Raw genomic sequence first — 25,026 nt, 5'->3', positions numbered from 1 at the left:
ACCAGGTCGATGTCGTCCGGCGCCAAACCGCTGGCAGCCAGCGCCTTGCCGCCGGCAGCGACCGCCATGTCGGTGACGCTCTCCTCCGGGGAAGCGATCCGGCGTTCGGCGATACCCACCCGGCTGCGGATCCACTCATCAGAAGTGTCGACGCGCTTCGCCAAGTCGTCGTTGGTGACAACGTTGGCGGGCTGGTACTCGCCGAAAGCGACGACACATGCTCCGGGGACGGACTGGGAGGTTTTCATCACGCTTGCCCTTCCAGGTCGGTGGAGGTCGCACCCGCGTGGTCCGCGACGAGTGTGCGTGCCCGGTCCAGGTCCTCGGGAGACTTGATGGCGAGCAGTTCCACACCGCGCAGCGCTCGCTTGGCGAGATTAGTCAGCGTGCCTGCGGGCGGCAGCTCCATCAGTGCGGTGACACCGAGATCAGCGAGGGTAGCGGTACAGGCGTCCCACCGAACCGGGGAGCTGATCTGCGACACGAGACGGGACAGGTACTCCGAGCCGGAGGTGACCACTGCGCCGTCACGGTTGGACAACAGCCGAGTACGAGGATCAGCGGGCGTGAGGGTGGCTGCCAGGGCCTCCACGCGCTTCACTGCGGGAGCCATGTGGTGGGTGTGGAAAGCACCGGCAACCGCGAGAGGACGCAGCCGTGCCCGGGCAGGGGGAGCAGCCGCCAACGCCTCCAACTGTTCAAGAGTCCCGGCGGCCACGATCTGCCCCGAACCGTTGTCGTTAGCGGGAGTCAGACCCGCTGCTTTGATCGCGGCGAGGACTTCGTCCCGATCGCCGCCCAGCACCGCAGTCATTCCCGTCGGGGTGACCGCGGACGCTTCAGCCATCCCCCGGCCCCGCTCCGCAACGAGCAGCAGCGCATCCCGGGGCGTCAGAGCACCGGCAACCGCGGCCGCAGTGAATTCGCCGACACTGTGCCCGGCCACCACATCGGCTGATGCGGCGGCGGACTCAAGGTCGCCGAACAACGCGATCGCTGCCGCAATGCCCGCGCTCACCAGCAGCGGCTGGGCTACCGCGGTGTCCCGGATCTCTTCAGCGTCAGCGGTGGTGCCGTAGCGGACGAGGTCGAGCCCGACCACATCCGACCATTCAGCGAACCGCTCCGCCATTCCGGGGAGTTCAAGCCACGCGGAGAGGAAACCGGGTACCTGGGCGCCTTGGCCCGGAGCGACGATTGCAAGCACAGCATCAACCTTGCCCTGAAGAACAACACCAGCTTGATGGGGACAGGCACGAACTTCACGGTGAGCCCTTTGTGGAGACTGCACATATCCCCGCAGAGAAGTATTCCCCCGCCGTCTCCGCAGCGCCCCCTGGGGAGCACGGAACCCCACTGTACGGCTGTCCTGCCGTGAAGTGTCACCCTAGAAGGGTGACCGATTCCCCTGATGCGTCCCCGCACGACGACGCCGTACGCGCAGAGACCGTGCGCCGACTGGAACGCGCCATGGGCGCCCTGGGCACGGCCGCAGTAGCCCAGATGGAACAGCGGCTGTCATGGTTCCGCTCCATGTCCGCGGAAGACCGCTCCTGGGTGGGCCTCGTCGCCCAGTCAGGGGTCGCGGCTTTCGTCGACTGGTTCAAAAACCCGCACCGGGGCCGCCCCGCGATCGCCGTGGAAGTGTTCGGCACGGCGCCGCGGGAACTCATCCGCTCAGTGTCGCTGCAGCAGACCGTGGAAATGGTGCGGGTCGTCATCGACGTGGTGGAGAGCCGGGTCTCCGAACTCGCTGCCCCCGGCGGCGAACAGCAGTTGCGCGAAGCCATGCTCCGCTACAGCCGGGAAGTGGCGTTCAGCACGGCCCGCATCTACGCCCGAGCTGCAGAAGCCAGAGGAGCCTGGGATGCCCGGCTGGAAGCGCTGATCGTCGACGCCCTGCTGCACGGCAACCGCGAAGAAGGTCTCCAGACGTGGGGTGCCTCCCTCGGCTGGTCGCGCATCCCCGTCATCGCGATCGCGGGCCTCCTCGGCGACCAAGACGCCGAAGAAACCCTGGAAGACCTGCGCTCCCATGCCCGTCGGGCAGGACATGACGTGCTCGCAGGCGTCCAAGGCGACCGTGTCGTCGTCGTTGTAGGCGTCAACGAGAAGAACGCTTCCGACCCCATGGGCGCGGCCACACCACTAGCGGGACTGTTCGGCCCGGGACCGGTCGTGGTGGGACCCCCCGTCTACGACTTGAGCGCCGCCAACCAGTCGGCCCGCGCCGCCGTGGACGGGCTGCGTGCCGCCCCCGGCTGGCCGGACGCGCCCCGGCCGGTCGCTGCCGAGGACCTGCTGCCCGAACGGGCACTGAACGGGGACCCGGCCGCGCGGCGCACCCTCATCGAAGAGGTGTACCAGCCGCTGCGGGACGCGGGCACCCCCCTGCTGGACACCCTGTCGGTCTACCTGGAGCACGCCTCGTCCCTGGAGTCCACCGCGCGGATGCTGTTCGTCCACCCCAACACGGTGCGCTACCGGCTCAGCAGAGTGGCGGAGCTCACCGGCTACGTCCCCACCGACGGCCGCGGATCGTTCGTGCTGCGGGTAGCGCTGACCCTCGGCCGGCTCGCCGACACCCCGTAAACCGGCCACCCGTGCCAAAAGAGGGCGCCTTAAGCCGCGGAAGAAGAACAGAAAGTCCCGGGAGCGGCACTTCTTGTGAGGTGACAGCGCCCCACAGTCCAAGAAAACCAGATAACGTGAACGATGGGGTCCCTAAAAAATTAGGGGTCCGCTTCTCTCCGTACCGCGGCCACGGTTCTCGGCCCTACTTCAGGGACGTGTCAACCGGTTGGTGGGACGGTAAGCGCGTGAAGAGGGGAGTGGTGACGACGTCCATGTTGAGACGGTTGCGCACTCGCGTCATAGAGTACGTCCAGGAACCTACAGCCGCAGGCCAGATTAGACGGCGGGTCCTGTTCCACGTTCCGCTCCCGATCCTCCTGCTAGGGCCGCTCGCCTTAATGGTGGATGGCCGGTGGTCAGCGCCCGGCTGGACGATTCTCCTTTCCGTATCGGTTGCCGTCGGCGCGCTACTGCTGGCATATTTTGCCCAGCCCACACCTCTTCCCGCCGGCGTTTCCCCAGAAACGTCGGTGCGCCGTTCCTTGTACCGCTTTCGCCAGATCTCCACTGTACGCATCGGACTGGCGATGACACCCATTGTGATGGGTGCGGCCGCATCGATTACCGGCGATGGTCTTTTCCCGTATGTGGCCGCCCTACTGCTGTCCTGGCCGCAACTGCTCCTCGCGCTTCCCGGCTACTTCACCGTCTCCCGCGCACGGCGGGCGATGGAAGCCTGGGGCGCGAAAGCGTACTTGTGGGCAGCACTCGCCCAGCCTGCCCGAGTCGAATGGCCGCTGATCACCTGGTGGCTTGACTGGCGGCGAGCCCGCTTGGCAGGCAAGGAGGCAGCGACGTCCACGGGGGACACCGACCGGACCGGACGTACGGAGAAGGACGACAAGGAAACAGTGGAGGAAGACCCGGCCATCCCCGGTGTGCCTCCGCGGCTGGCTCCGCCGCGCCCGCACACACCGGTGGAAGCGGTGGTCCCCGGATTCACCAGCGGGTCCAGGAGTATCACCGCGAAGAGCGGTCCGAACTCCACCCAGCCGCTGCAACTCCAGTTGCTGCGGCTGCGGTCCAACACCCGTCCCAAGACCCGGAGCCGTCGCGACGAGCAGCGGCAGAAAGCTAAAAACTAACCTGGAACAGACAACCCCCTCTTTCGGGAGGATGACTCCCGCAGCGTCGGCCCCGGCACACCTGCCGGGGCCGACGGACAGGAACACCGATGCACATCGATCTCAACTCCGACCTCGGTGAGAGCTTCGGCCGTTGGGAACTCGGCGACGACGAAGCACTGCTCTCCGTGGTGACGAGCGCCAACGTCGCCTGCGGCTTCCACGCCGGAGACCCTCTCGTCCTCCGCCGGGTCTGCGAACAAGCGGCCCGCCGGGGCGTCGTCATCGGAGCCCAAGTGGGCTACCGCGACCTCGTCGGATTCGGCCGCCGGTTCATCGAAGTAAGCCCCGACGAGCTGGTCAACGACGTCATCTACCAGATCGGTGCGCTCGACGCGCTCGCCCGGGTCGCCGGGGAACGGGTCCGCTACGTCAAACCCCACGGCGCGCTCTACAACGCGATCGTCCACCACGAAGACCAAGCCCGCGCCGTCGTCGAAGCAGTACGCCTCTACGACCCCGACCTGGCAGTCCTGGGACTCCCCGGATCCCTGTGGCTGACCTTGGCGGAAAAAGCCGGGCTACGCGTAGTCCGCGAAGCGTTCGCGGACCGCGCCTACACCCCCGAAGGCACCCTGGTGCCGCGCCGCCACCCCGGAGCGGTCCTGCACTCCCCGGAAGAAATCGCGGAACGCTGCCTGCGGATCGCCAACGGCGACCCCATCCCCGCCATCGACGGCACCCCGATCCGGATCACCGCCGACTCCCTCTGCGTCCACGGCGACACCCCCGACGCGGTCCGAGTCGCCGAACAGGTCGCGCAGCGGCTCAGCAACGCAGGCATCAACCTCAAAGCGTTCGCCCACCACAGGTGAGGACCCACGGTGATGCGCATCCTCGAATACGGTGACGCCGGACTCCTCATCGAAGTCGACGACCTGGACACGGTCATGGCGTTGCACGCCGCGCTCGCCGAACACCCCCTGCCCGGCGTCGAGGACGTCGTCCCCGCCGCCCGCACCATCCTGCTGCGGCTCACCCCCGGAACCGACCGGACCCGAATCAGGCAAGCCGTACGCGACTTGCCGCTGCGACCCGCCGCAGCCCACCCGGTCGGAGAAGTGGAAATTCCCGTCTGCTACAACGGCGCAGACCTGGCCGACATCGCGGCAACCACCGGGTTGAGCGAGACCGAAGTGGTCGCCGCCCACACCGCCGCCACCTGGATCGTGGCGTTCTGCGGTTTCGCCCCCGGTTTCGGCTACCTCGTCGGCGACGACCCCCGGCTGCGGGTCCCCCGCCGCGCCGAGTCCCGCACCCGCGTACCCGCGGGATCAGTCGCCCTCGCCGACGGTTTCACCGGCATCTACCCACGCAGCTCCCCAGGAGGATGGCAGTTGCTGGGCCGCACCGACGTCGCGGTCTGGAACCTCGACCGGGACCCGCCGGGACTGCTCCGCCCCGGAACACGAGTGAAATTCGTCCCCGTGTAACCAGCGCCCAACCCGACAAGCAGGGGAGAGGAGGAGCCGATGCCAGCGCTGGAAGTGCTCGAAACCGGGGTGCTCACCACCGTGCAGGACGCAGGCCGGGTCGGCCACGCCCTCCTCGGAGTGGGACGCTCCGGGGCCGCCGACCCCGTCTCCTACGCGCTGGCGAACCGGCTTGTCGCCAACCCGCCCCGCGCTGCCGCCCTCGAAGTCACCTTCGGCGGGCTGCGATGCCGCGCCCACGGAGCCATGACCGTAGCAGTCACCGGGGCACCAGGACCGGTAAGCGTGGACGGCCGCGCCGCCGCCATGAACACGGTGATACACCTCCGCGACGGATCCGAACTGCGGATAGGCACCCCGGAACGCGGACTGCGCAGCTATGTGGCGGTCCGCGGCGGGCTCGACACACCCCCCGTGCTGGGATCCCGCAGCACGGACACACTGGCCGGCCTCGGCCCCCAACAGGTGACCCCGGGCACCGTGCTGCCAGTGGGGCCGCCACCCCAGGACCTTCCCGTAGTGGACGCCGCCCCAGACACCGTCTTCCCCCGCGACGAGGTCGAACTGCGCGTCATGCTGGGACCGCGCGACGACTGGTTCACCGAAGACGCAATCCGCACCCTGCTCACCAGCGACTACGTGGTCAGCAGCCGAACCGACCGGGTAGGGGCACGCCTGCTAGGGCCGCCGCTGCCCCGCTCCCGCATGGGAGAACTGCCCAGCGAAGGGATCGTCCCCGGAGCACTGCAGATCCCGCACCACGGCGACCCCGTGCTCTTCCTCGCCGACCACCCCGTCACCGGCGGCTACCCGGTGATCGCCGTAGTCGTCTCCGCAGACCTGCGCTGGGCCGCCCAGGCCCGCCCCGGCACCCGGCTCCGGTTCCGCGCCGTGGGATGACCCCGGTCTTTCCTCGTCCGCTCAACGCGGCGTGAGACGGTAAGCGGCCAGCTCCGCAACCGGAGGACGACGCTCAGGCTGGGTGACAGCCCGCGCAAGCGTACGGGGCACAGGAGAGTGCTCCCAACGCACCGTGGCAGACCGGCCGTCCAGCACAAGGGTGGCCAAAGCGTTGTCATACCAGGGCCCGCCGTCGAGACGCCACGTCACCGCGGGCGCGCGCACACCGGCTGAAGCGGCCAGAAGACGGCAGCTAAGCCCGGTGACCGCCCGAGCCGACAGCCACGTCATCCGCCGCAACGCAGGCGGCAGCCAGTTACACAGCGGAGAACAGACTAGTTGCGCAATCACCGTGTCCGTGGCATAGCCGCGAAGCCGGGCCCGAGCCAGATAGGAAAAGTGCACATCCCCGCCGAGGAACAGCACACTCGCCGGAGGCCTCCCCCGCCGCCCAGTCGCAACCTCCGCCACCGCCGCAATAACCGAAGCGAAAGAACGCTGGAACGCGGCCCAATGCTCCAAATCCAATGCCTGGCGCAGCCGCTCCCCCGGCCCGCGAAACCATTCCCCCCACGCGCCCGCACACACCGCCTCATTCCACGCCTCCAGATAGTGCACCCCCTTAGGCAGGAGAAACGGCAGTGTGCTAGCCACGATCAAGTGGTCCACGTCCCCGGTCAGCGACTCGTCCAACCACGGCTCCCCGACCGGGCCGAGCATGGACCGTGCCCGGTCGTCAGCGACATCCCGGCCGCACCGCGTATCCACCATGAGCACGCGGCTGCGCCCGAACGTGTGCGCATGACTCCACCGGTAGGCGCCAGGGTCAAGGTGCGCCTGCCACGCAAACTCGTCCAACGCCGCGCCCCCGCCGCCGCTGCACAACGCCTGCCACACCGGGTCAGCGGCGCGCTCGTCCGGAGAAAGGTTGCCCGCATGCTGGTAGATCCAGTAGGCGCCCAACCCGGAAGTGATGCGGTGCCGCCACCACGGGTTCTCGGCGATCTCCTGCCGCCAGCGGCCAGAGGTGTTCCAGTCGCCGCGGATGTCATGGTCGTCGAAGAGCATCAAAGTGGGCACAGTGGACAGCAGCCACCGCACATCCGGGTCGCTCCACGACTGCCGGTACAGTTCCGCATACTCGTCAAAGAACACGACCTCGTCGTCGGGCGGATGCGGCAAGTCCCCGCCATGGCGGGAGCGCCGCTCCGCCACATAGTCCCGCATCGGCTGCTGGATCTCATCGGCATACACCTGATCACCGATGAGCAGCAACGCGGTCGGCTCCTCCGCGGCAACCCCGGAAGCAGCACGGCGGGCTTCCGCCAACCGCAGCGCATAGGCACGGAGCACATCCGCCCCATAGCGGGCGACCGCGGCCGGACCGTGATCGGTAGGGGTCCGGCAGGAGCCGAAAAGCAGCCGCTGCGGAGCCGCGGGATCCAAAGTACGCACCAGGCTCGGCGGATGCGACGAGCCAGCAGGCGGCCAGACAGGCACACCGTCCACTGCCACGCGGTAGGGCACCGCCCGCCCCGAGGCAAGACCGGTGAGGTCGCAGAGCGCGTAATGGTGCCCGTGCACCTGGAAAGTGTCGGAGCTCACTGACCGGTCGCCAGCAGTCACCGTGACCGTGCCAGCAGCCTCGGTTTCCACCCAGATCGTGGCGCTCGTCTCGGTCACGTGACGCAGTATCGGGCCGAGCCGTAATCCGTTTCCCACTCTCGCTCTCCGCTGTAGTCCCGCCGCGGACAGTCAGGGCCGCTGGCGTGAGTATTGTCGCTTTCCTCGGAACAAGCCAGCCCACCCATGCTGTTGACATTGAAAAATTGGAGAAACTGGTGCAACGAGTTTGGAACCGGTCCGAATGTGGGTAACCGTTGCCGCATGCGGACCACTGTGCTCGAGTTACACACCGGGACGACAGAGAGCGTTACCGACATCACCCCGCAATGCGCCACGTTCGTCGCGGAAACCGGTGGAGACGGGCTGCTCAACGTGTTCGTTCCCCACTCCACTGCCGGGGTGGCGGTGATGGAACTAGGGTCCCGTTCCGACGAAGACCTCCTCGCCAGCCTGCGGGACCTGCTGCCCCCCGACGACCGCTGGCGACACAAGCACGGGACGCTCGGCCACGGCCGCTCCCACGTGATGCCAGCCCTGATCGCCCCCTACGCCACGATCCCCGTGGTTTCCGGGAAACTCGCCTTAGGGACGTGGCAATCTATCGCCATCGTTGACCTGAACGTCGACAATCCCGATCGTCAGGTGAGGCTGTCGTTCTTGACGAGTCCCTCTGACGGGGCAGGATGGTAGAAGCAGAGCACAGTTGACAAACACGCGTTGACGAACCAGGCACCCAACGTGTGAACTTAGCCAGCAACGGCGGGATCACCCCGGAAACGGGACCAGTCGCGGCCGTGCCCGTGACAGCGGGCACCACCCATAACGGAGGAGGACTTTTCGTGAGCGCGACCGCGGGCCAGGCACAGAGCGAGCGCAGCCTGGCCGAACGACTCGGATTCAAACCGGGTCAGGTGGTGCAGGAGTTCGGATACGACGACGACGTGGACGAGCAGCTCCGCCGGTCGATCGCTGCAGTGACCGGCAACGAGCTGGTGGATGAGGACTATCCCGACGTCGTGGACGCGGCACTGCTGTGGTGGCGCGCCGACGAGGAGGACGACCTCACCGACGTGCTCGTAGATGTGTCCGCCACGATCGAAGGAGGCGGCAGCATCCTGGTGCTGACGCCCAAGGCGGGCAGAGAGGGACACGTCTCGCCTAACGACGTCTCGGAGGCGGCCACGACCGCGGGACTGTCCCAGACCAGTGCGGTGAGCGCAGGCCCCGACTGGTCGGGGACCCGTCTCGTCCTTCCCAAGCGCTGACGATTCCGTGCTCTTCTCCGACACCGCGGACGTCGACGACTAACCCGGGTCGCGGGCCGTTCCTCACCGGGGCGGACGCGACCCGCACAGAAACCGAGGACCCATGCCGATCGAGGTTGGCCAGAACGCCCCCGATTTCGAACTCGCTGACCAGCATGGCCAGACCGTGCGCCTCTCCGATTTCCGCGGGCGCAGCAGGGTAGCGGTGGTGTTCTACCCGCTGGCCTTCTCCGGTATCTGCGACAAGGAGCTGCGGCAGCTCCACGAGTGCATGAGCGAGTTCACCGCGCGCTCCGTGCAGCCGCTGGCAATCTCCGTGGACTCCATGTTCGCCCACCGGGTCTGGGCGGACCGGGAGGGCGTGGACTTTCCGCTGCTGTCCGACTTCTGGCCGCATGGCGCGGTCGCGCAACGCTACGGCGTGTTCGACGCAACCAAAGGGGTAGCGCTGCGCGGCAGCTTTCTGATCGACACTGAGGGCGTGGTGCGCTGGAAGGTCGTCAACCCGACATTCCAAGGCCGCGACATGGACGACTACCGCCAGGCGTTCGCGGACCTCGGCTGGAATCCTTGAGGATGGCGCTGCCCTGCGGCTTTCCACGGCTCTTTAGCCGGTTTCCGGGAGCGGAAGCAGGCAGGAGCACCTAATAGGGCCTGCGGTTTCTCACCGGATCCGCCCGAGGCAGAAGGGCTGTGACCAGCGGGTGGGCCGGGTGGTGCCGAGGATGGCGGACGGTCTGCCCGTAAAGAGTGCAACGCCGACTCTTCGGAACCGGTACTATCTCTGTGCGGGACGGGCCTGACAGTGTCGGGCCCATGGTGCGGGCGTGTAGCTCAGTTGGTCAGAGCACCCGCCTTACAAGCGGGCGGTCGGAGGTTCGAGTCCTCTCGCGCCCACCCCCGACAAGCAGCGCAAACGCCCGGGGCCGACTACGGCCTCGGGCGTTTTTCCGCACCGGTCGACAGCAACGTGACAGCAACCGCCTCAGCCGAGCGCGTCGCCGAGCCTGCCCAGCGCCCGCCGTTTGTCGTCGAGGGAGGTGTGCGCGTAGATCGTCATGGTCACTCCGATGTCGCTGTGCCCGACGATCTCGCGGACCACCTGGGGAGGCACGTCGAGGTTGAGCAGCAGCGTCACGCAGGTGTGCCGAAGGTCATGGAAGCGCATCCCGTCGAGGCCCGCCGCCGACCGCAGCGGATGCCAACTGCGCCGCAGGTTGGTCGGTTCCAACGGAGTGCCCCGCCGTGAGGGGAACACAAGACCGTGGTCCTGCCAGTTCGCCCCCGCCGCAGAGCGTTCGGCGAGCTGGCGTTCCCGGTGCTCCCGTAGCGCAGTTATGCACAGGTCAGGCAGGGGGACCGTCCGCGCCGAGCCCTCGGTCTTGGGCGGCACCAGGAGAAGCCGACCGTCGACCCGTTGCAGGGTGTGGACCACCTCCAGACGTCCCGCCACCAGGTCCACGTCTTGCCAGCGCAGTCCGAGTAGTTCCCCGCGCCGCAGTCCCAGGCAGAGCGCCAGGACGTAAAGCGCGTGAAACCGGTCGTCCCTGGAGACTTTCAACAGCCGCTTGGCCTGGGCCAGGTCGAGCCCGCGGTTTACCGTGTAGCGCGGTGCGGAAACCCGCACCAGAGAAGCCACGTTGCGGGGGATGACCTCTTCCCGGACCGCCGTCTGAAGAGCGTTGCGCAGTACGGCATGGATGAACTGCACCATGCGTGCCGACAACCGGGTCCCGCAGCATTCCGGGGAAGTCTTGGCGCAGCAGCGGGGAAATTCCCGTGCGGCATCGGTGCCGTTGCGGCAGCACTGGCACTGTTGCCGAATATTCGTGATGAAGGTCCGCACGTCGCGAGCGGTCAGCTTGTCCAGCCGCTTCCATCCCAGAGCGGGAACGAGGTGGCGACGTATGACGCTTTCGTAGCCCTGAACGGTCTTGGGCCGCCGCTCGACCCGCACGACGTGTTCCAACCAGTAGTCCAGGTAATCCCCGACCGTCCAGTTCTCCGAAACCACCGGGATACCCCGGTCGGAGTCGGCGAGCAGCTTGTGCAGCTTGGTCCGGGCGTCTTCGTAGTCGCGCCCGTAGCCCTGGACGCGCTTGTAAATGCCGTCCGTGGTCAGAACGTAGGCCGCGAAGGCGTAGCGTCCGTCCTTGCGCTTCCAGATGCTCCCGTCCCCGTTGGCCCGTTTGCGCCCTTTGCGGTTCCGCCGATTGTTGACCGCCATCAGGCCGCGCCCTCCAGACCTTTCAGGCACTCCACCAGAACCGAGAACGGCACGAACAGAGGCCGACCGGTCTTGACCGAGCGCAGTTGCCGAGAGCGGGCCAGGCCGCAAGGCATCCGCTGGTCGGTCTGAAGCCACTGGGCCGCCTCATCAACGGCAAGGATCAGATCAGCCATCACGCTGCCTTTCCAGTTGCCGAAAGGGTGGCCTGTCGTTGAGCGGCTTGCGCCGCGTGGAGGGCGGCGCGGCGTTTGAGTGCTTCGCCGACGGCCCGCAGGAGGCGGTGTTCGCGGGGTGGCACGTCCGGGTCGGTGGGTCGGGCCAGTTCCCAGGCGATGTGGCCGCCGCCGCCGAGGAAGTGCAGCGGGACACCGTGGGGGTGTGTGTCCTTTTGGGTGTGGTCGGGGTTGTCCGGGTCGAGGCCGAGGGTGCGCAGGACCCAGGCCAGGCGGTCGGCCTTGTGGTCGGCCAGGGTCTTGCCGGACCACTTGCGCGAGACCAGGACGCGCCGGCCCGCATAGCCCAGGTACTCGCGCCGGTGGGCTTTGGAGGTGCAAAACCCCGGGCGCAGTCCTGGTTTGGCTGCTTGGGGTTGGATGCCGTAGCGCAGCCAGTTCGCACACCGCGGCGAACACGGCTCGAACCGCAGCGCGTCCAGGAGGCGTTCGACGTGCTGTTCCTGCGCCACGGTTTCGACGGTGTGGCATTCGGCGATGTCCTTGGTCAGGTACTTGGCCAGGTACCTGATGCACCGGTCGGCGTCGGGTGATCCGGCGAGCACGCCTTTGGCGTCGACTTGGGGGCCGAAGCGGACACGTGCAAGGGCTGGGCGTGGGGGGCGGCGTCCAGGGCGTCGAGGGCTTGGTCCCAGGTGGGCAGGATTTCCCCCGTGGCCGGGTCGAGGTAGGAGCCGGTTGCTTCGTCCCAGACGGGCAGGTGGTCGCCGTCGAAGACCACCCGATCAGTCGGAGGCCACCACACCTGGTGGTAGGTGGCCGCCGCGATCTGCCGCAGCTCCGCACGCGGGATCGTGCCGCGGATCGCCATGTGCAGATGCGGAGCAAGACGCCGTTGCGGCTCCACCGTGGCGAAGTACTGCACCTCGAACCCGGCCACCCGGCGCAGGTTCTGCGCGAACCGGTCCACCAGCTTGGAAAAGTGCAGGGCATCGCGTGCGGCCCGCCGGTAGTCGTAGGAGGCCGGGTCCACCGGTGTGCCGTCGGAGCGCACCCGCCCGTAGGAGTCACAGGTCAGCGTGACAAACAGCGACGGCCGGAACACTTTGCCGGTGTCGGGGTCGGTGAAGGCCCGGCCCACGGTGCGGCGCACCATCGGACGCTTGGGCAGGTCGGGCGCGTCTTGGCGTCGCCGGGTCGAGCGCACCCGCCGAGACCGAGCCCTAGCCGCAGAGGAGGGAGCGGGAGCGACCCGGCCGCGCAGCCCCGAGGCAGCGATCTCCTCATCCAGATCAGCAATGGCCTGGTCCAACTCGGCCAGGACCCTCGGGTCAGCGCCGAGGGCGGCCAGCCGGTCGCGTTCAGCCGTGACCACGGCCCGCTGTTCGACCCAGGCCCGCTGCACCGTGGTCGGTTCGTTGGGGGTGATGACGGGTTCTTCGGTCAGGTGCCAGCCTTCTTCGCACTGGGTGCGGCGCAGGGACCGCTTGCGGCGCGCACACGCCGGGCAGCGAGACTCCAGTGTTGCCCCGCACGGCACGTCGACGACCTCGCTGGCCCCGGTGACGGTGTCGATACGCCGCAGGGCCACCGGGCGGATGCACACCCCGTGGTCGGCGGCGACCTGTTCGGCCACCACTCGCGCCAACGGCTGGGCCAGGCGTTCAGCGCGGGTGGTCTTACCGGTCGGCGTGGGCATCTACGCGGCCCCCTCCGCCACGCGCAGCACCGTCGTGACCGTCGCGTCCGCCGAGGCCGACCGCTCCACCCCGGCCCCGGAGGCCTTCACGGAGGTGGGGGCGAGGCGGGCGGTCATGGCGTCGATGTCGGCATCGGACACATACGCCGCCCGCACCCGCACCGGCACGGGCGAGCCCTCCAGCCGGACGAACGCCACCCCGGGAAGGGCCGGATCGATCAGGTGCGCATTGGCGCCGCGGTCGCGTGCGCCTTCGCCGAGCACCATGTCGACCTGGGCGGCCTCATCCAGGCGCAGGGCGATCTTGTCGGGAAACAGGTTGCGCAGGTTCATGACCTCCTTGCGCGGGTCCTGCAACGCCGCCAGGACGCAGAACCCCACCGAACGCCCCTGGGATGTGAGCGTGGCGATGGCGTTTTCGGCGCGACGCCGCACGTCGCGGTCGGGGTGGTAGGCGGTCAGGAACGCCACCTCATCCAGCACCACCACCACGAACGGGTCCTCGGTCGTGGGGGTGTGGGAGCGTCGGTGTCCGGCGTAGCGTTCGGCCCGGTTCTGCATCTCGGCCACCGCGTCTTCCAGCAGGGCCACCGCCGCTTCCCCCGTGTCGGCATACCGGGCGAACAGCGAACGCCCGTAGGACAACTCCATCCGCTTGGGATCCACCGCCCACACCTGCACCGTCCCGTCCTCCAAGGCGGGAAGCATGGCGCGGACCGCCGACCACAGCACCGAGCCCTTGCCCGAGCCGGTCACCCCCACCACCAGCACATGCGTGCCGTGCAGGCGCAACCGCCACAGCGTGCCGTCCTCACGCAGGCCCACCGGCAGCGCGCCCAGATCGACCGCCTCGGGCACCTCCAGGGCGTCGATGGGGGCAGCCAAGGTGTCCAGGCGGGGAAACTCCAAGACCACGTCCCGCGGCCCGCGCACCATCACCCGGCAGGAGGGCGCGCCGAACCCGTGCGCCAACTCCACCACCCGGCTCTCGAAGTCGGCGGGAGTCGTCCCGGCGACCAGACGCACTCGCACCCGGTCGGCCCAGGCCGTGCACGTCACCTTGCGGATGCGGGGAAGGTACTGGCGCTCTTGGTAGGTCTGGGCCAGCCCGGCCACCACGAGCACCGGCTGCCAGTGCCGCGCATACACCCACCACCACCGCCACGCCGCCAGCAGCCGCAGCCCCACGCAGTGCCGGAAGGAGACCGGCCAGCGCCACCACCACACCAGCAGGCCGACAACGACCAGCACCCAGACCACCGCCACGGTGACTGTGCCGAAGACGTGCACACCCAAGACGGACAGGCCCGCCAGGGCAAAGGCCACAGGGAAACGGAACGGCAGCCCCACCACCAGCACCAGGGCGCGGGCCAGCCAGCGGGCCACGATCAACGCCACCGGGGTGGGCAGCACCGGCGTGGCGAACCGGAACGCCTGGGCCGGAACCGGCGTGGTCACCGACACCTGCTGAGAGGCCGGCCGAGGAGACCACCACATCAGCACCCACCCCCCACCAGGCAGGCCGGACGGGTGCAGGCACCCGGTGAGGAGAACGCGAAGTTCTCCCACGACACGACGGAAGACGACTGGTCAGCCATAATCAGACACACCTCTTCTGTGGTTCATCGGTTGGCAACCCGAACAGAAGCAGAAAGGCCACAGGGGCGGCTCGGTGTTGCAGCACCAAGCCGCCCCGCTCACACCAGCTCAGGCGTCCTTGGCCGCCCGACGCCCACCGGCGCCGGGAGCCTTGATGCCGCGGGCGCGCAGCGAGTAGGCCACCCGGGGCCGCCGCCCCGAGTCGTCCACGTAGGGCATGACCGTCATGCCCTCGAACTCCACCGGCCGGAACGGCAGCCCCGCCACCTCATCGGGCAGGACGGGGCAGACCTCGGCCGCCACCTTGACCTTCACCGACTTGGCCCGGCCCCGCGCGTTGGGGTCGGCGTCGATCACCTCCACCGCCCACAACGGCAACCCGGCCTCCCGGTCCACCTCCGGCCGCTTGGTCTCGAAGTTCGTCACCGCCTCCACCCCCAGCGCGAACGCGCCGTGCGGGAACACCGTCCCGAACTCCACCGGCAACGCACCCTGAATCGCCATCTAGCAGCACCTTTCCACTCTTGTCTATCCCCCTAGACGACACAGGGCGTGCGCCCCGGAACAAGGGATGTCTAGGGGGGTTGACAGAGACGGCAACAAGAAGCCCGAACGATTGTCTAGGGGGGTATTCAGTTGGCCGGTCGCCAGGTGATGACGGTGGCGTCGTCGTGGCGTTTGGAGCGCGGCCAGCGCCGACCGTCGGGGTCTGCGCGTTCGGCGTCGCGCACCCGGGCGATGAGTGCTTGCGGTCCTTGGGTGTGCAGCAGGTCGAGCAGGGCGCGCCAGTCGAGCAGGCCGAAGGTGTCGACCAGTCGGCTGGCCCCGTCGGTGAGCAGGGCCAGCCCGGCCACCCCGGCCAGCGGCACACTCCCGGTGAGCGCCTCCCCGGCGGCGCGGGGGTCGGCTCCTGCCGTCCAGAAGCCGCCGGGAACGTTGCGGTACTGGGCCAGCCCCGCATCGAACTCGCGGCGCGTCAGCTTCTCCCCCGCCGGGTGCAGGCGCCGGACCTCCTGCTCTGCGGCGTTGATCCGGTCGTCGGTGACCACCAGCGGATCGGAGTCGACCAGGTCCACCACGAGCACCGAGTCGGCCAGCACGAGATAGTCCAGCCTGTCCGGGGTGAAGCGCACGGCGGCCACAGTGGCCGAGGGCGTGTTCGGATCGGCCAGGTCACAGGCGGGGCCGTGCAGTGCAGCGGCCGTGTCGATCGCCGAGGCCAACGCGTCGGCGAGCGTGCGGTCCGGGGTGGCCTCGGCGAGCAGCAGGCCGCCGAGCCTGCGGGTGTACCAGGCCACCCCGTGCACACACCCCGACTCAAAACCCGCAGGGGTGCCGGCCCCGTCCAGCAGCACCGCCACATCCGCGCCCACCGCCGCAAAATCCTCGTTGACCCGGTCGGTGTGCGCCGGGTCGGTGGCGAGACGGAACGGCACGGGCTACTCCCGGTCGTGGCGGTACAGCGGTGTGGCCAACTCGGTCCTAGTCGGTTCGTTGGTGGTGGGGTCGTACTCGGTACGGACCAGGACCGAGAAGTTGTCCGTTCCCACCTGACCCCACAGTGTGGCGATGTCGGTGGACAGCAGGTGGGCCACGCCGAGTGAGCCCACCGGGTGCACGCCCGCGATCACTAGCACCGACCCCTTGCCGTCGGGGCGGGAAAGCCGTCCCAGATAGGCGATGTCACTGGGTTTGGGCGGGTTCTGGTCGGAGCCCGCATAGTGGACTTCGCCGGTTCGGGTGTCCCGGATGCGCCACGGTCCGCCGTCTTCGCGCTCCCAACGGAGCACCGGGTCGGTGTCGTACAGCTCCCGTATGGCCCGGCTCATCCGAGGTCCGCACACCACCACCAGGCCCGAGCGGTTCAGGTCGACCTCTCCGGAGACCGAGACATGGTCGTCTTTGACGGTCAGTTCGAGGTTGCGCGCCAGTTCTTCCAGCCGCTTGCCGGTGTTGAGGTCTTCCAGCGACACCACGGCCCGGTTCTTCTCCGGGTCGTGGCGCAGCGGGGTGACGACCGTGACCGTGCCCGAGCCGAAAAACTCCCCTTCGGGTGCCGGGCCGGTGTGGCGGATCTGGTGGATACGTCCACGGCTCAGCCCGGCTTGCTTGGCGATCTGGGCATACGACAGCCCTTGAGCGTGCAGGTCCTGAATCACGCGACGGCGCAGCCGGGCCAGGTCGGTCACTTCCTGCTGTGCTTCGGCGAGACGTTCGGTGGCCGCCCGGAGCAGAGCGAACGGGTCATCGATCGCTGCGATGCGCTCGTACTCGCTTGGCACGCGCCCCCTCCTCTCCGCCACAGCAAGCAGCATGAACAGCGCTTGCGAGTGTAGTCCCCTAGACAAAGCAGGGTCGAGGAGTTCACCAGAGGAGGAACTAACTGCCCGGAAGCGTCTGCGCCGCCGCGGCATCCGCATACCGCTCACGACGAGGGGGGATCAGTGGCCAGTTCGGCCCAGAAGCGCTGTCCTCCCGGGAGTGTGTCGCGTCCCCACTGCTTGGTCAGCGCGGCCACGATTGCCAGACCCCGACCATGCTCCTCATCGGGCGACGGCATCCCCGGGTGAGGGGTGATCGGGGTACGCGAGCCCAGGTCGGCCACGACCACGCGAACACCCCAGTCGGCCACCTTCAGGCCGACGATGAAGGAGGAGCAAAACTCCGCACTCTTGGAGTGCTTCACCGAGTTGGTCGCCAGTTCACTGACGACGAGTTCCACCTGATCGACCAACGGATGATCACCCAGGACCGCCCGGGCGAACTCGCGAGCGTCCCGCACCTGGTGCGGGAACGCGCGAAACATGCGTGACCACTGTCGAGGCACCGCAACCACCGCCGTCTAGAGGGCTATACACCTTGACGTTGGGAGCGTAAGCCAAGACAGAGCAATGATTCAACGAAATCAATGAATCAGTTGGATTGGCCGAGGAGCCGCGCGAAGTCTGCCCGGACAGTCGCGATCAACTCCCGTGCCTCCTCCCCGGACACGGCCGCCTGCTCCACCGAGGCGAAGGCGTCGCGGTAGGCCGCCACGTCGTCCGGATCGGTGATGGTCACTTCAGCCGTGAAGGTCTCCACCGACACCGCCTCATCCCCGTACACCGTGAACCCGTGCGGAGGCACCACATCCAGCCGAGCTGACCAGGGCACCACCCCGACCCATACGTTCGGCCGCTCTGACACCGCTGCCACGTAGTCGAGTTGGGCCAGCATCACCGAACCGTCCCCCGGCCAGGTCCGCAACGCCCCCTCGGACACCACGAACCGGAACGACCGAGTCTCGTCATCGAGCACGCCGGAGACGCCGAGGTCCCGAGTCCTCGCAGCCTTGGCGTAGTTTCCGGTCCGCAACAGCCGAGGAATCACCGCCGACTGAAAACCAGCCACTGAAGAGGCCGACCGCTCCAACCGACGAACCGCATCCGGTTTCAATGAAAAACCAGCATCTATCCTCCTTTCCTTGGTTCTCGTTGCATAAGCTTTCAAAGTCTCGGAAATGAGGTGCTCTGTCTCTTCTGTGGATATCGGTAGGGCTGTAATGATCTTTTTTATTGTCTCGGTTGACTTTATGCGCTGGCCGTTTTCTATCCGTGAGATGGTAGATTGGTTTGTGTGTGAGATGTTTGCCAGCTCTCTGGTGGACAAGCCAGACTTCTTTCTGGCTTGACTCAATTTTGTGCCGAGTTCTTGTAGATAGTTGGAGGACATGGGAGTTCTTATTTTATTTACAGGGTCTAGTCTCGAAAGTTGATGTGCTTCTCCGTCTCGGAGACATTCTTTTGGACGATGTTTTCGAGGGGTTCGAGCTCGTCTTCAATGTCCGCAAAGCGCGAAAATATCCTATACCTTTCTTCCTCTTTTCGGATGTCTTCTGCTCTTTTTCTCCATCTGATAAGGTCTTTTTCTCTGTATCGAAACTTCAAGCTTAGGACATTCTCCAATTCTATCTCTTCTGAGTATCTGTCAAACTGAACTAGCTTCAGCATCTCCTCCCGGTTGTCCACGATGGGGAGACAAGAAATAAGGAAGTCCAGATTTTCCTCAATATGCTGTATTCGTGACTTCAGGTGTTCGATCAGGGCAAGTTTTAAGGTTTCCTCGTTGAGGTCAAGCTGTCTTCTGAGTTCTCTTGCAACGGTATCACAAACATCCAAGGGGGAGAACATTTCATACTTGACTCCGTAGCGGTCGCAAATCTCTCTTAGAGAATCAGAAAGTGGCCAAACAACAAATTGTTGCCTTACTTTAGAAAAAAGAAGACAAGCGACATCAAATAGAATGGTAGTTGCTGGCTTAATTGATTCATGGCGAATGTTGTCCCGATGGTAAACTTCATTTCTGTACGAATGCATCTTCGTTATTGTTCTGGCAAGAGGGTGGCTAATTACGCCCCTCTGTGCCAGAAAATGGGCCTTCTCGTCGAAATGACTTTCTATTCGCTGTACTTTTTTAGGAGGTACGGTCTCATTTTTTAGACTTTCTAAAGTTTTCCGAATTCTTTCCTGGTCTAAATTTTCACTGGAGATGTCTAGCATCTGTTCCCAAAATTTGATGGATTTAAGATTTGTATGATTATTAATCAATAGATTTTCCTTTATTATTCTTCTCATGGAGAGTTCTACAACATTGTCTAGTAGCAAAAATGCCAATCTGAAGCGAGGAATTCCTCCGAGGTCTATCATTCTTTTTGCTTCTTCGAGTTGAGTTACGATAAATTCAATACGTTCCACTTTCTCTCCGGATAATTCTGGTTGCCGAATTGGGCTTTATGGGATCAAGGCGACGGCGCTGCGCGCCGTCGCAGGGTGTGGCTGTGGCTCGGGCTGCGGGCTGTCGCCCGGTCCCGAGCCACAGCCACACCGTCACAAGGCCGAGCTGCATTGATCGGTATCCCACCACAGCACAGGCCAAAGCAACGAGACATCGCGCAAACTGGCGGAATCTGGCCCCTGGCCCGTGGTCTCGCCTGTGGTTGATGGCGTTCTCGGTTCCCGTGGCACTCGATCGCGCGACCCTGCCTGTCTGTGGCTGAGCGCTCCGGCGCGATCGAGCGCCACGGACCGAGAGCCGTGGGCGCCCGCCGTTGGAACGGGGGAGGCCGAAGCCGAAGGGGACCCGACAGCGGACCGTGGTCAGTGGTTGCTGTTCCCTGCCGTCTGTGAGGTGAGAAGGGGGAGAAAGGGACAGCAACCGTGACAGCAACGGCCACGGCTTGTCCCCGGCCGAAAACGGGCGTCTTTTCGTATTAGCCCAGGTTAGCCATGGTTCGAACTAGTGATGCCTTTGCCTTACAAGCGGGCGGTCGGAGGTTCGAGTCCTCTCGCGCCCACGTCGATACGCACTCGGAGACGCCCGGGAGCCGGTACGGCCCCGGGCGTCTTGCTGTATTGAGGCCAGCTACAGCACTTCCCCTGAGCCCCGTGGGCGTGGTGCCATCAACCGTCATCCGTCGCGCAAGAAGAAAGCTCGTCATGGCCACGCAGGGACCGCCAGGCATTCCGCGTATGGCGACGGTGATTAATTGGGTTCTAGTTCTGACTCAGATTTCTGGAAAACGGTCTAGAGTGTCTTGTGCGACGAAGTTGTCCACGCCTTTGGTAACGAGGAGATAACGCCTCGCAAAGTTGCAGGTCAGCTTCTGTGAGTCCCACGCACGTGGGGATGGACCGAGGTCCCCCGGTACAGCCGGTGCGTGGTGTGGGTGAGTCCCACGCACGTGGGGATGGACCGGATCTCCGTTTCGGAGGGTAGAGCTAGGGCACGTGAGCCCCACGCACGTGGGGATGGACCGCTAGAACAGTGTGTTCTGTGTCACACTATCGTGTGAGCCCCACGCACGTGGGGATGGACCGATCCGAACCGGGTTCTCCTGCGGCGGGACCAGTGAGCCCCACGCACGTGGGGATGGACCTCCTGACCATCTGGTGCGAGGAGGGGAGGTGCGGTGAGCCCCACGCACGTGGGGATGGACCGCTCGGCGACCAGGTCAACGAGGGCTGTCAGCTGTGAGCCCCACGCACGTGGGGATGGACCGGACGAGGAGTGGAGGGAGCGTTCTCCGCGGAGGTGAGCCCCACGCACGTGGGGATGGACCGTCGTCGAACTGGCAGACGAACTCTCGGACTGGGTGAGCCCCACGCACGTGGGGATGGACCGCCGACCAGCGATTTCCGCTGCTTCCCGACCGTGTGAGCCCCATGCACGTGGGGATGGACCGGTTCTGGGCTACCGTCGTCACGATCAGGGGAAGTGAGCCCCACGCACGTGGGGATGGACCCTCGGCCGCTAGCGCGGCATAGGTGGGCAGGCGGTGAGCCCCACGCACGTGGGGATGGACCGGAGCCTGCACTAATGATCCGGGTTGTCATCAGGTGAGCCCCACGCACGTGGGGATGGACCGACTGTTGCCGCGGTCGAGCAGTTCCAGGCCGACGTGAGCCCCACGCACGTGGGGATGGACCTGCCACTGCGGCGGTCGAACGGCCACGCCGAATGTGAGCCCCACGCACGTGGGGATGGACCGCCTCCTCGGCGGTCGGCCGGTCTCGGGCGACCCGTGAGCCCCGCGCACGTGGGGATGGACCGTGCCTGACCGCGCTTGGTCTTAACGCGGTCGATGTGAGCCCCACGCACGTGGGGATGGACCGGCACGCCCACCCGGTCGACCTCCGATCACCCAGTGAGCCCCACGCACGTGGGGATGGACCGCACCCGCCCGGCTACACATCCCAATCCCCGCCGGTGAGCCCCACGCACGTGGGGATGGACCGAAGACCCGGGCAGCGTCCGCGGCGTATGGATAGTGAGCCCCACGCACGTGGGGATGGACCGGAGGGATGCTGAATGGCCACACTGGCAGAACTGTGAGCCCCACGCACGTGGGGATGGACCGCATCGCTGAGGCGCACGAGCGTTCCGCCGACTGTGAGCCCCACGCACGTGGGGATGGACCGTAGGAGCGGGCGTCGACGAGTTCGATGTCGTCGTGAGCCCCACGCACGTGGGGATGGACCGCCGCACCCGTAGGCGGGGCTGCGGACGAGTTCGTGAGCCCCACGCACGTGGGGATGGACCGAGCGCGACCACCAACGACGTCGACGAGAGCGCGTGAGCCCCACGCACGTGGGGATGGACCGACCTCATCGACCTGTCCAGGGCGACGTTAGACCGTGAGCCCCACGCACGTGGGGATGGACCGGTGACACTTCACGGTCAGCTTCAGTGATGTACGTGAGCCCCACGCACGTGGGGATGGACCGTTCCCGGCCTGCAGCTTCCCGGATTAGCGGCCGTGAGCCCCACGCACGTGGGGATGGACCGCGCCGCTAGGTTCATGCTCATCAACCCCACGCAGTGAGCCCCACGCACGTGGGGATGGACCGGTCGACTTCGATGTAGCAGGGCTGGGGTTCGTGTGAGCCCCACGCACGTGGGGATGGACCGGACGTGCCCCACGAGCCGCTGGGACGCGGATTCGTGAGCCCCACGCACGTGGGGATGGACCGAACCCCGACCAGCTTGATGATTTCTTGGAGCTGTGAGCCCCACGCACGTGGGGATGGACCCGCCCACGACGACGAGGAGCCCTGACTGTAGATGTGAGCCCCACGCACGTGGGGATGGACCAACGGTGCCACCCCGCTGCGTCGCGGCCTGGGGGTGAGCCCCACGCACGTGGGGATGGACCGGTGACACTTCACGGTCAGCTTCAGTGATGTACGTGAGCCCCACGCACGTGGGGATGGACCGTGCTCCTGCCACTGGCAGACCTGGACACACAGGTGAGCCCCACGCACGTGGGGATGGACCGCCGACCAGCGATTTCCGCTGCTTCCCGACCGTGTGAGCCCCACGCACGTGGGGATGGACCGGTTCTGGGCTACCGTCGTCACGATCAGGGGAAGTGAGCCCCACGCACGTGGGGATGGACCGCCCTCAGACTCGTCTGGGGGCTTTCTCCGTTGGTGAGCCCCACGCACGTGGGGATGGACCGAGGCAGGGACACCATCGTCAGCTCCTGATCTGGTGAGCCCCACGCACGTGGGGATGGACCGAAGGGCCCTGCCGCGGGGGCGTCCGCGACAGGGTGAGCCCCACGCACGTGGGGATGGACCGCACAGAGCCCGCCGCACCAGACGGCGGGCACCGGTGAGCCCCACGCACGTGGGGATGGACCGGAGGGATGCTGAATGGCCACACTGGCAGAACTGTGAGCCCCACGCACGTGGGGATGGACCGGCCACACTCTCCAGTCGGAACGCGGCTGCCTTCGTGAGCCCCACGCACGTGGGGATGGACCGCCTCCAGCTCCGTGGTGTACGTCATCGATGAGTGAGCCCCACGCACGTGGGGATGGACCGGGAGAAAACCCCCTACCCCCCTCCACCGCCGGTGAGCCCCACGCACGTGGGGATGGACCGGTTTCGATAATGGAGGGATAGGACGATGATCAGGAGGTGAGCCCCACGCACGTGGGGATAGATCGGACACAACCACTGATGTCCCTGGCGCCTTCTCGAAAGTTGTGGGAATGCAGCGGTGCCTGGACTGCTCGGGCATTGAGGAGCGCTATCGGTTACTTAGCGCTGCCTCAGGCCAGCACGCGTGGGCCCTTGGGCTGTGCATCGAACGAGAAACTCTGACAGCAACGGCACCGCTGAGTGCCCGCTGCTGTCAGGGCTGCTGGTGCTGCGGGTCACGTGGGCTGCCACGCTTGGCTGGCCTGTTCGATGTCTTCTGCGGCTACTCGGCGCAGCTTGTGGGCGAGATCGGACAGCGCCCGCGCCACGGCTAGTTCCTCCCCAATCTCCGGGATATCGGCGTCGGTGGGATGCTTGCGTGCTTCTCCGTGGCCGCGCAGGTTCCACTTGGTGGACGGCAGTTGCGCTTCGGCGAGGGTGCGCACGGAGCCGTTCTCGTGCACCTCCGACACTGCGACGTCGATCTGTATCCGTTTCAGGGACTGTCCCGGCTGCGGTTGACGGGCCTCCGTATGCTCCTGGCGGGCTTGGGGGACGGGGTGGCGGGGCTCGATACGGGCGTCCGGTCCCGGGTAGACGAGGGTTTCCCGGCCTTCGTCCTCCCACCGCACCCAGTAGGGCGGGCCCCCGTTGTCCCCCTGCACTTTGAGCACGACGCCTTTGCGCGCGGGCAGGTCATCGCGGGGGCGTTCCACAACGATCCGGTCTCCGGCTTGAGCTTTCATCGGCCCTCCCTGGTGTCGGTGCTCTCTTTCTGTCTCCACAGAAAGAGAGCCCGGAAACGGGCTCGTCTATGCGGAAAAATCCCTTGCCCCAGGGGGAGAGGTCAGTGCGCCCGGGATGCGCGCAGCAGCCGGTCCCGTACCGCCAAGCCGATCCCCGCGGGTTCGGGGGGGATCGCGACGACCACGTCGGCTCCCGCCGCGTCCACGTCCCGCAGCCGCTGGTACAGCACGCGGGCATAGTCCCGAGCCGAAGCAGGGGACGGTAGCACCACCACGCCTTCCGGCAGGTTTTCGGGCACGGTAGCGGTCTCCGCCAGCACAGCCACCCGGTGTCCTTTCTCCACCCACTGGGCGACCGTGTCCGCGGCTTCTGTTGCTTCGGCTAGCACGACCCGTGCGGCGGGTGCGTAGTGGGCGGCGAGCATGCCGGGTGCCCGGGCCGGTCCGGTGGGGGTGGTGTCGACGGGGGCGCCGGTGACCGCGGCAAGGTCGTCGGGGGTGATGCCTCCGGTGCGGAGCACGGTGAGTCGGCCGTCGGCCACTTCGACGATCGTCGATTCCACGCCGACCGTGCACGGTCCGCCGTCCAACACCAGGTCGACCCGGTCCCCGAGGTCAGCGGCAACGTGCGCGGCCGTGGTCGGGCTCACTCGGCCGAACCGGTTCGCGGAAGGTGCGGCGATTCCGCCGCCGAAGCGTTCCAGGAGTGCGAGCGCGACCGGCTGGTCGGGGACCCGCAGCCCTACCGTGGCGCGTCCACCGGTCACTGCGTCCGGCACTTGGGCGGAGCGGGGGAGGATGAGGGTCAGCGGTCCGGGCCAGAACGCGTCCGCCAGCGTGCGGGCGAGAGGAGGAAAGGTAGCAGCCCAGTCGCGCGCGCTCTCCGCGGAAGCGACGTGCACGATCAGGGGGTGGTCAGCGGGACGGCCTTTGGCGGCGAAAATGCGCGCTACCGCGGCCGGGTTCGCGGCGTCCGCGCCTAGGCCGTAGACGGTTTCGGTGGGGAAAGCTACGAGGCCGCCTGCCCGCAGGACGCGTACCGCCTCGTCCAACGCTGCCGGTGATACGGCACGTACGGAAGGGTGGCGTACTGTGCCGCCGTCGCCCATCACTCCTCCTCGGTGTCGTGGTCGCC

21 protein-coding genes, 1 tRNA gene, 2 pseudogenes and 1 CRISPR repeat array are annotated in these 25,026 nt (G+C 66.6%); of the genes and pseudogenes, 9 read left to right on the top strand and 15 right to left on the bottom strand.

Features of this window, described 5'->3' with window-relative positions; all coding sequences use genetic code 11:
- Both TF1_RS06215 and TF1_RS06210 read right to left on the bottom strand, forming a co-directional pair.
- Positions 1-248: pseudogene (locus TF1_RS06215) on the bottom strand (3-oxoacyl-ACP synthase); the annotation flags it as partial.
- Complete coding sequence (locus tag TF1_RS06210; protein WP_038043900.1) at positions 248-1,132, bottom strand: ACP S-malonyltransferase; 885 nt, start codon at positions 1,130-1,132, stop codon at positions 248-250. The gene TF1_RS06210 and the pseudogene TF1_RS06215, both read right to left, overlap by 1 nt.
- Before the next feature lie 263 nt (positions 1,133-1,395).
- On the opposite strand from TF1_RS06210, the gene TF1_RS06205 reads away from it, so the two are divergent.
- From TF1_RS06205 to TF1_RS06185, 5 genes are all read left to right on the top strand, one after another.
- Entirely contained in the window at positions 1,396-2,592 is a 1,197-nt protein-coding gene (locus TF1_RS06205; RefSeq protein WP_041428127.1) for a PucR family transcriptional regulator, read from the top strand.
- A gap of 569 nt (positions 2,593-3,161) precedes the next feature.
- Positions 3,162-3,719: a hypothetical protein gene (locus TF1_RS16130; protein ID WP_146088124.1), complete on the top strand. Its 558-nt coding sequence runs from the start codon at positions 3,162-3,164 to the stop codon at positions 3,717-3,719.
- Positions 3,720-3,808: 89 nt separating this feature from the next.
- On the top strand, positions 3,809-4,573 hold the full coding sequence (locus TF1_RS06195) for a LamB/YcsF family protein (protein ID WP_011292393.1): 765 nt from the start codon (positions 3,809-3,811) through the stop codon (positions 4,571-4,573).
- A gap of 12 nt (positions 4,574-4,585) precedes the next feature.
- On the top strand, positions 4,586-5,191 hold the full coding sequence (locus TF1_RS06190; RefSeq protein ID WP_011292392.1) for a 5-oxoprolinase subunit B family protein: 606 nt from the start codon (positions 4,586-4,588) through the stop codon (positions 5,189-5,191).
- Positions 5,192-5,230: 39 nt separating this feature from the next.
- Entirely contained in the window at positions 5,231-6,091 is an 861-nt protein-coding gene (locus TF1_RS06185; protein WP_061783737.1) for a 5-oxoprolinase subunit C family protein, read from the top strand.
- 21 nt (positions 6,092-6,112) lie between these two features.
- Here TF1_RS06185 and TF1_RS06180 read toward each other — a convergent pair whose 3' ends face one another.
- On the bottom strand, positions 6,113-7,813 hold the full coding sequence (locus TF1_RS06180) for an alkaline phosphatase D family protein (protein ID WP_061783736.1): 1,701 nt from the start codon (positions 7,811-7,813) through the stop codon (positions 6,113-6,115).
- Positions 7,814-7,978: 165 nt separating this feature from the next.
- On the opposite strand from TF1_RS06180, the gene TF1_RS06175 reads away from it, so the two are divergent.
- The 4 genes from TF1_RS06175 (at position 7,979) to TF1_RS06160 (ending at position 9,879) form a co-directional block, all read left to right on the top strand.
- Positions 7,979-8,407, top strand: coding sequence for a secondary thiamine-phosphate synthase enzyme YjbQ (locus TF1_RS06175; RefSeq protein ID WP_011292389.1), 429 nt, complete (start codon positions 7,979-7,981; stop codon positions 8,405-8,407).
- A gap of 149 nt (positions 8,408-8,556) precedes the next feature.
- Positions 8,557-8,982: a DUF3052 domain-containing protein gene (locus tag TF1_RS06170; RefSeq protein ID WP_016188916.1), complete on the top strand. Its 426-nt coding sequence runs from the start codon at positions 8,557-8,559 to the stop codon at positions 8,980-8,982.
- Positions 8,983-9,085: 103 nt separating this feature from the next.
- The gene (locus TF1_RS06165) at positions 9,086-9,556 is read left to right on the top strand and encodes a peroxiredoxin (RefSeq protein ID WP_061783735.1); all 471 of its coding nucleotides are present in this window, start codon (positions 9,086-9,088) and stop codon (positions 9,554-9,556) included.
- A gap of 249 nt (positions 9,557-9,805) precedes the next feature.
- Positions 9,806-9,879, top strand: a tRNA-Val gene (locus TF1_RS06160).
- Between the two features lie 88 nt (positions 9,880-9,967).
- Here TF1_RS06160 and TF1_RS06155 read toward each other — a convergent pair.
- From TF1_RS06155 to TF1_RS06100, 12 genes and pseudogenes are all read right to left on the bottom strand, one after another.
- Positions 9,968-11,209, bottom strand: a complete 1,242-nt coding sequence (locus TF1_RS06155) for a tyrosine-type recombinase/integrase (protein WP_061783734.1) — start codon at positions 11,207-11,209, stop codon at positions 9,968-9,970.
- Positions 11,209-11,385, bottom strand: coding sequence for a DNA-binding protein (locus TF1_RS06150; protein ID WP_156482491.1), 177 nt, complete (start codon positions 11,383-11,385; stop codon positions 11,209-11,211). The genes TF1_RS06155 and TF1_RS06150 overlap by 1 nt, the downstream gene beginning before the upstream one ends.
- Positions 11,385-13,084 (bottom strand): annotated as a pseudogene (locus TF1_RS06145) (replication initiator). Before TF1_RS06145 ends, TF1_RS06150 begins: the two are co-directional and overlap by 1 nt.
- Positions 13,085-14,581, bottom strand: a complete 1,497-nt coding sequence (locus tag TF1_RS06140) for an FtsK/SpoIIIE domain-containing protein (RefSeq protein WP_082797697.1) — start codon at positions 14,579-14,581, stop codon at positions 13,085-13,087.
- Positions 14,582-14,791: 210 nt separating this feature from the next.
- On the bottom strand, positions 14,792-15,187 hold the full coding sequence (locus TF1_RS06135) for a hypothetical protein (RefSeq protein ID WP_061783732.1): 396 nt from the start codon (positions 15,185-15,187) through the stop codon (positions 14,792-14,794).
- A gap of 128 nt (positions 15,188-15,315) precedes the next feature.
- Positions 15,316-16,119: a protein phosphatase 2C domain-containing protein gene (locus TF1_RS06130; protein WP_061783731.1), complete on the bottom strand. Its 804-nt coding sequence runs from the start codon at positions 16,117-16,119 to the stop codon at positions 15,316-15,318.
- Positions 16,120-16,122: 3 nt separating this feature from the next.
- Positions 16,123-16,965 (bottom strand): sigma-70 family RNA polymerase sigma factor, encoded by an 843-nt coding sequence (locus tag TF1_RS06125; RefSeq protein WP_174522683.1) that lies wholly within the window; start codon positions 16,963-16,965, stop codon positions 16,123-16,125.
- Between the two features lie 143 nt (positions 16,966-17,108).
- A complete protein-coding gene (locus TF1_RS06120) occupies positions 17,109-17,489 on the bottom strand; it encodes an ATP-binding protein (RefSeq protein ID WP_061783729.1) in 381 nt (126 codons plus the stop codon).
- A 107-nt stretch (positions 17,490-17,596) separates the two neighbouring features.
- Positions 17,597-18,394 (bottom strand): helix-turn-helix domain-containing protein, encoded by a 798-nt coding sequence (locus TF1_RS15805; protein WP_082797696.1) that lies wholly within the window; start codon positions 18,392-18,394, stop codon positions 17,597-17,599.
- Between the two features lie 26 nt (positions 18,395-18,420).
- Positions 18,421-19,416, bottom strand: a complete 996-nt coding sequence (locus TF1_RS16125) for a hypothetical protein (protein WP_156482490.1) — start codon at positions 19,414-19,416, stop codon at positions 18,421-18,423.
- Between the two features lie 910 nt (positions 19,417-20,326).
- A CRISPR array of direct repeats spans positions 20,327-23,171; the repeat unit is 29 nt; unit sequence GTGAGCCCCACGCACGTGGGGATGGACCG.
- Between the two features lie 210 nt (positions 23,172-23,381).
- Positions 23,382-23,891, bottom strand: a complete 510-nt coding sequence (locus TF1_RS06105; RefSeq protein WP_011292386.1) for a DUF1918 domain-containing protein — start codon at positions 23,889-23,891, stop codon at positions 23,382-23,384.
- Between the two features lie 101 nt (positions 23,892-23,992).
- Positions 23,993-25,000 (bottom strand): L-threonylcarbamoyladenylate synthase, encoded by a 1,008-nt coding sequence (locus TF1_RS06100; protein WP_061783726.1) that lies wholly within the window; start codon positions 24,998-25,000, stop codon positions 23,993-23,995.
- Positions 25,001-25,026 lie beyond the last annotated feature (26 nt).

This window comes from Thermobifida fusca NBRC 14071 = JCM 3263, from assembly GCF_001592045.1.
In the GTDB taxonomy this organism is placed as follows: Bacteria; Actinomycetota; Actinomycetes; order Streptosporangiales; family Streptosporangiaceae; genus Thermobifida; species Thermobifida fusca.
This window is presented reverse-complemented; position numbering and strand designations above follow the sequence as displayed.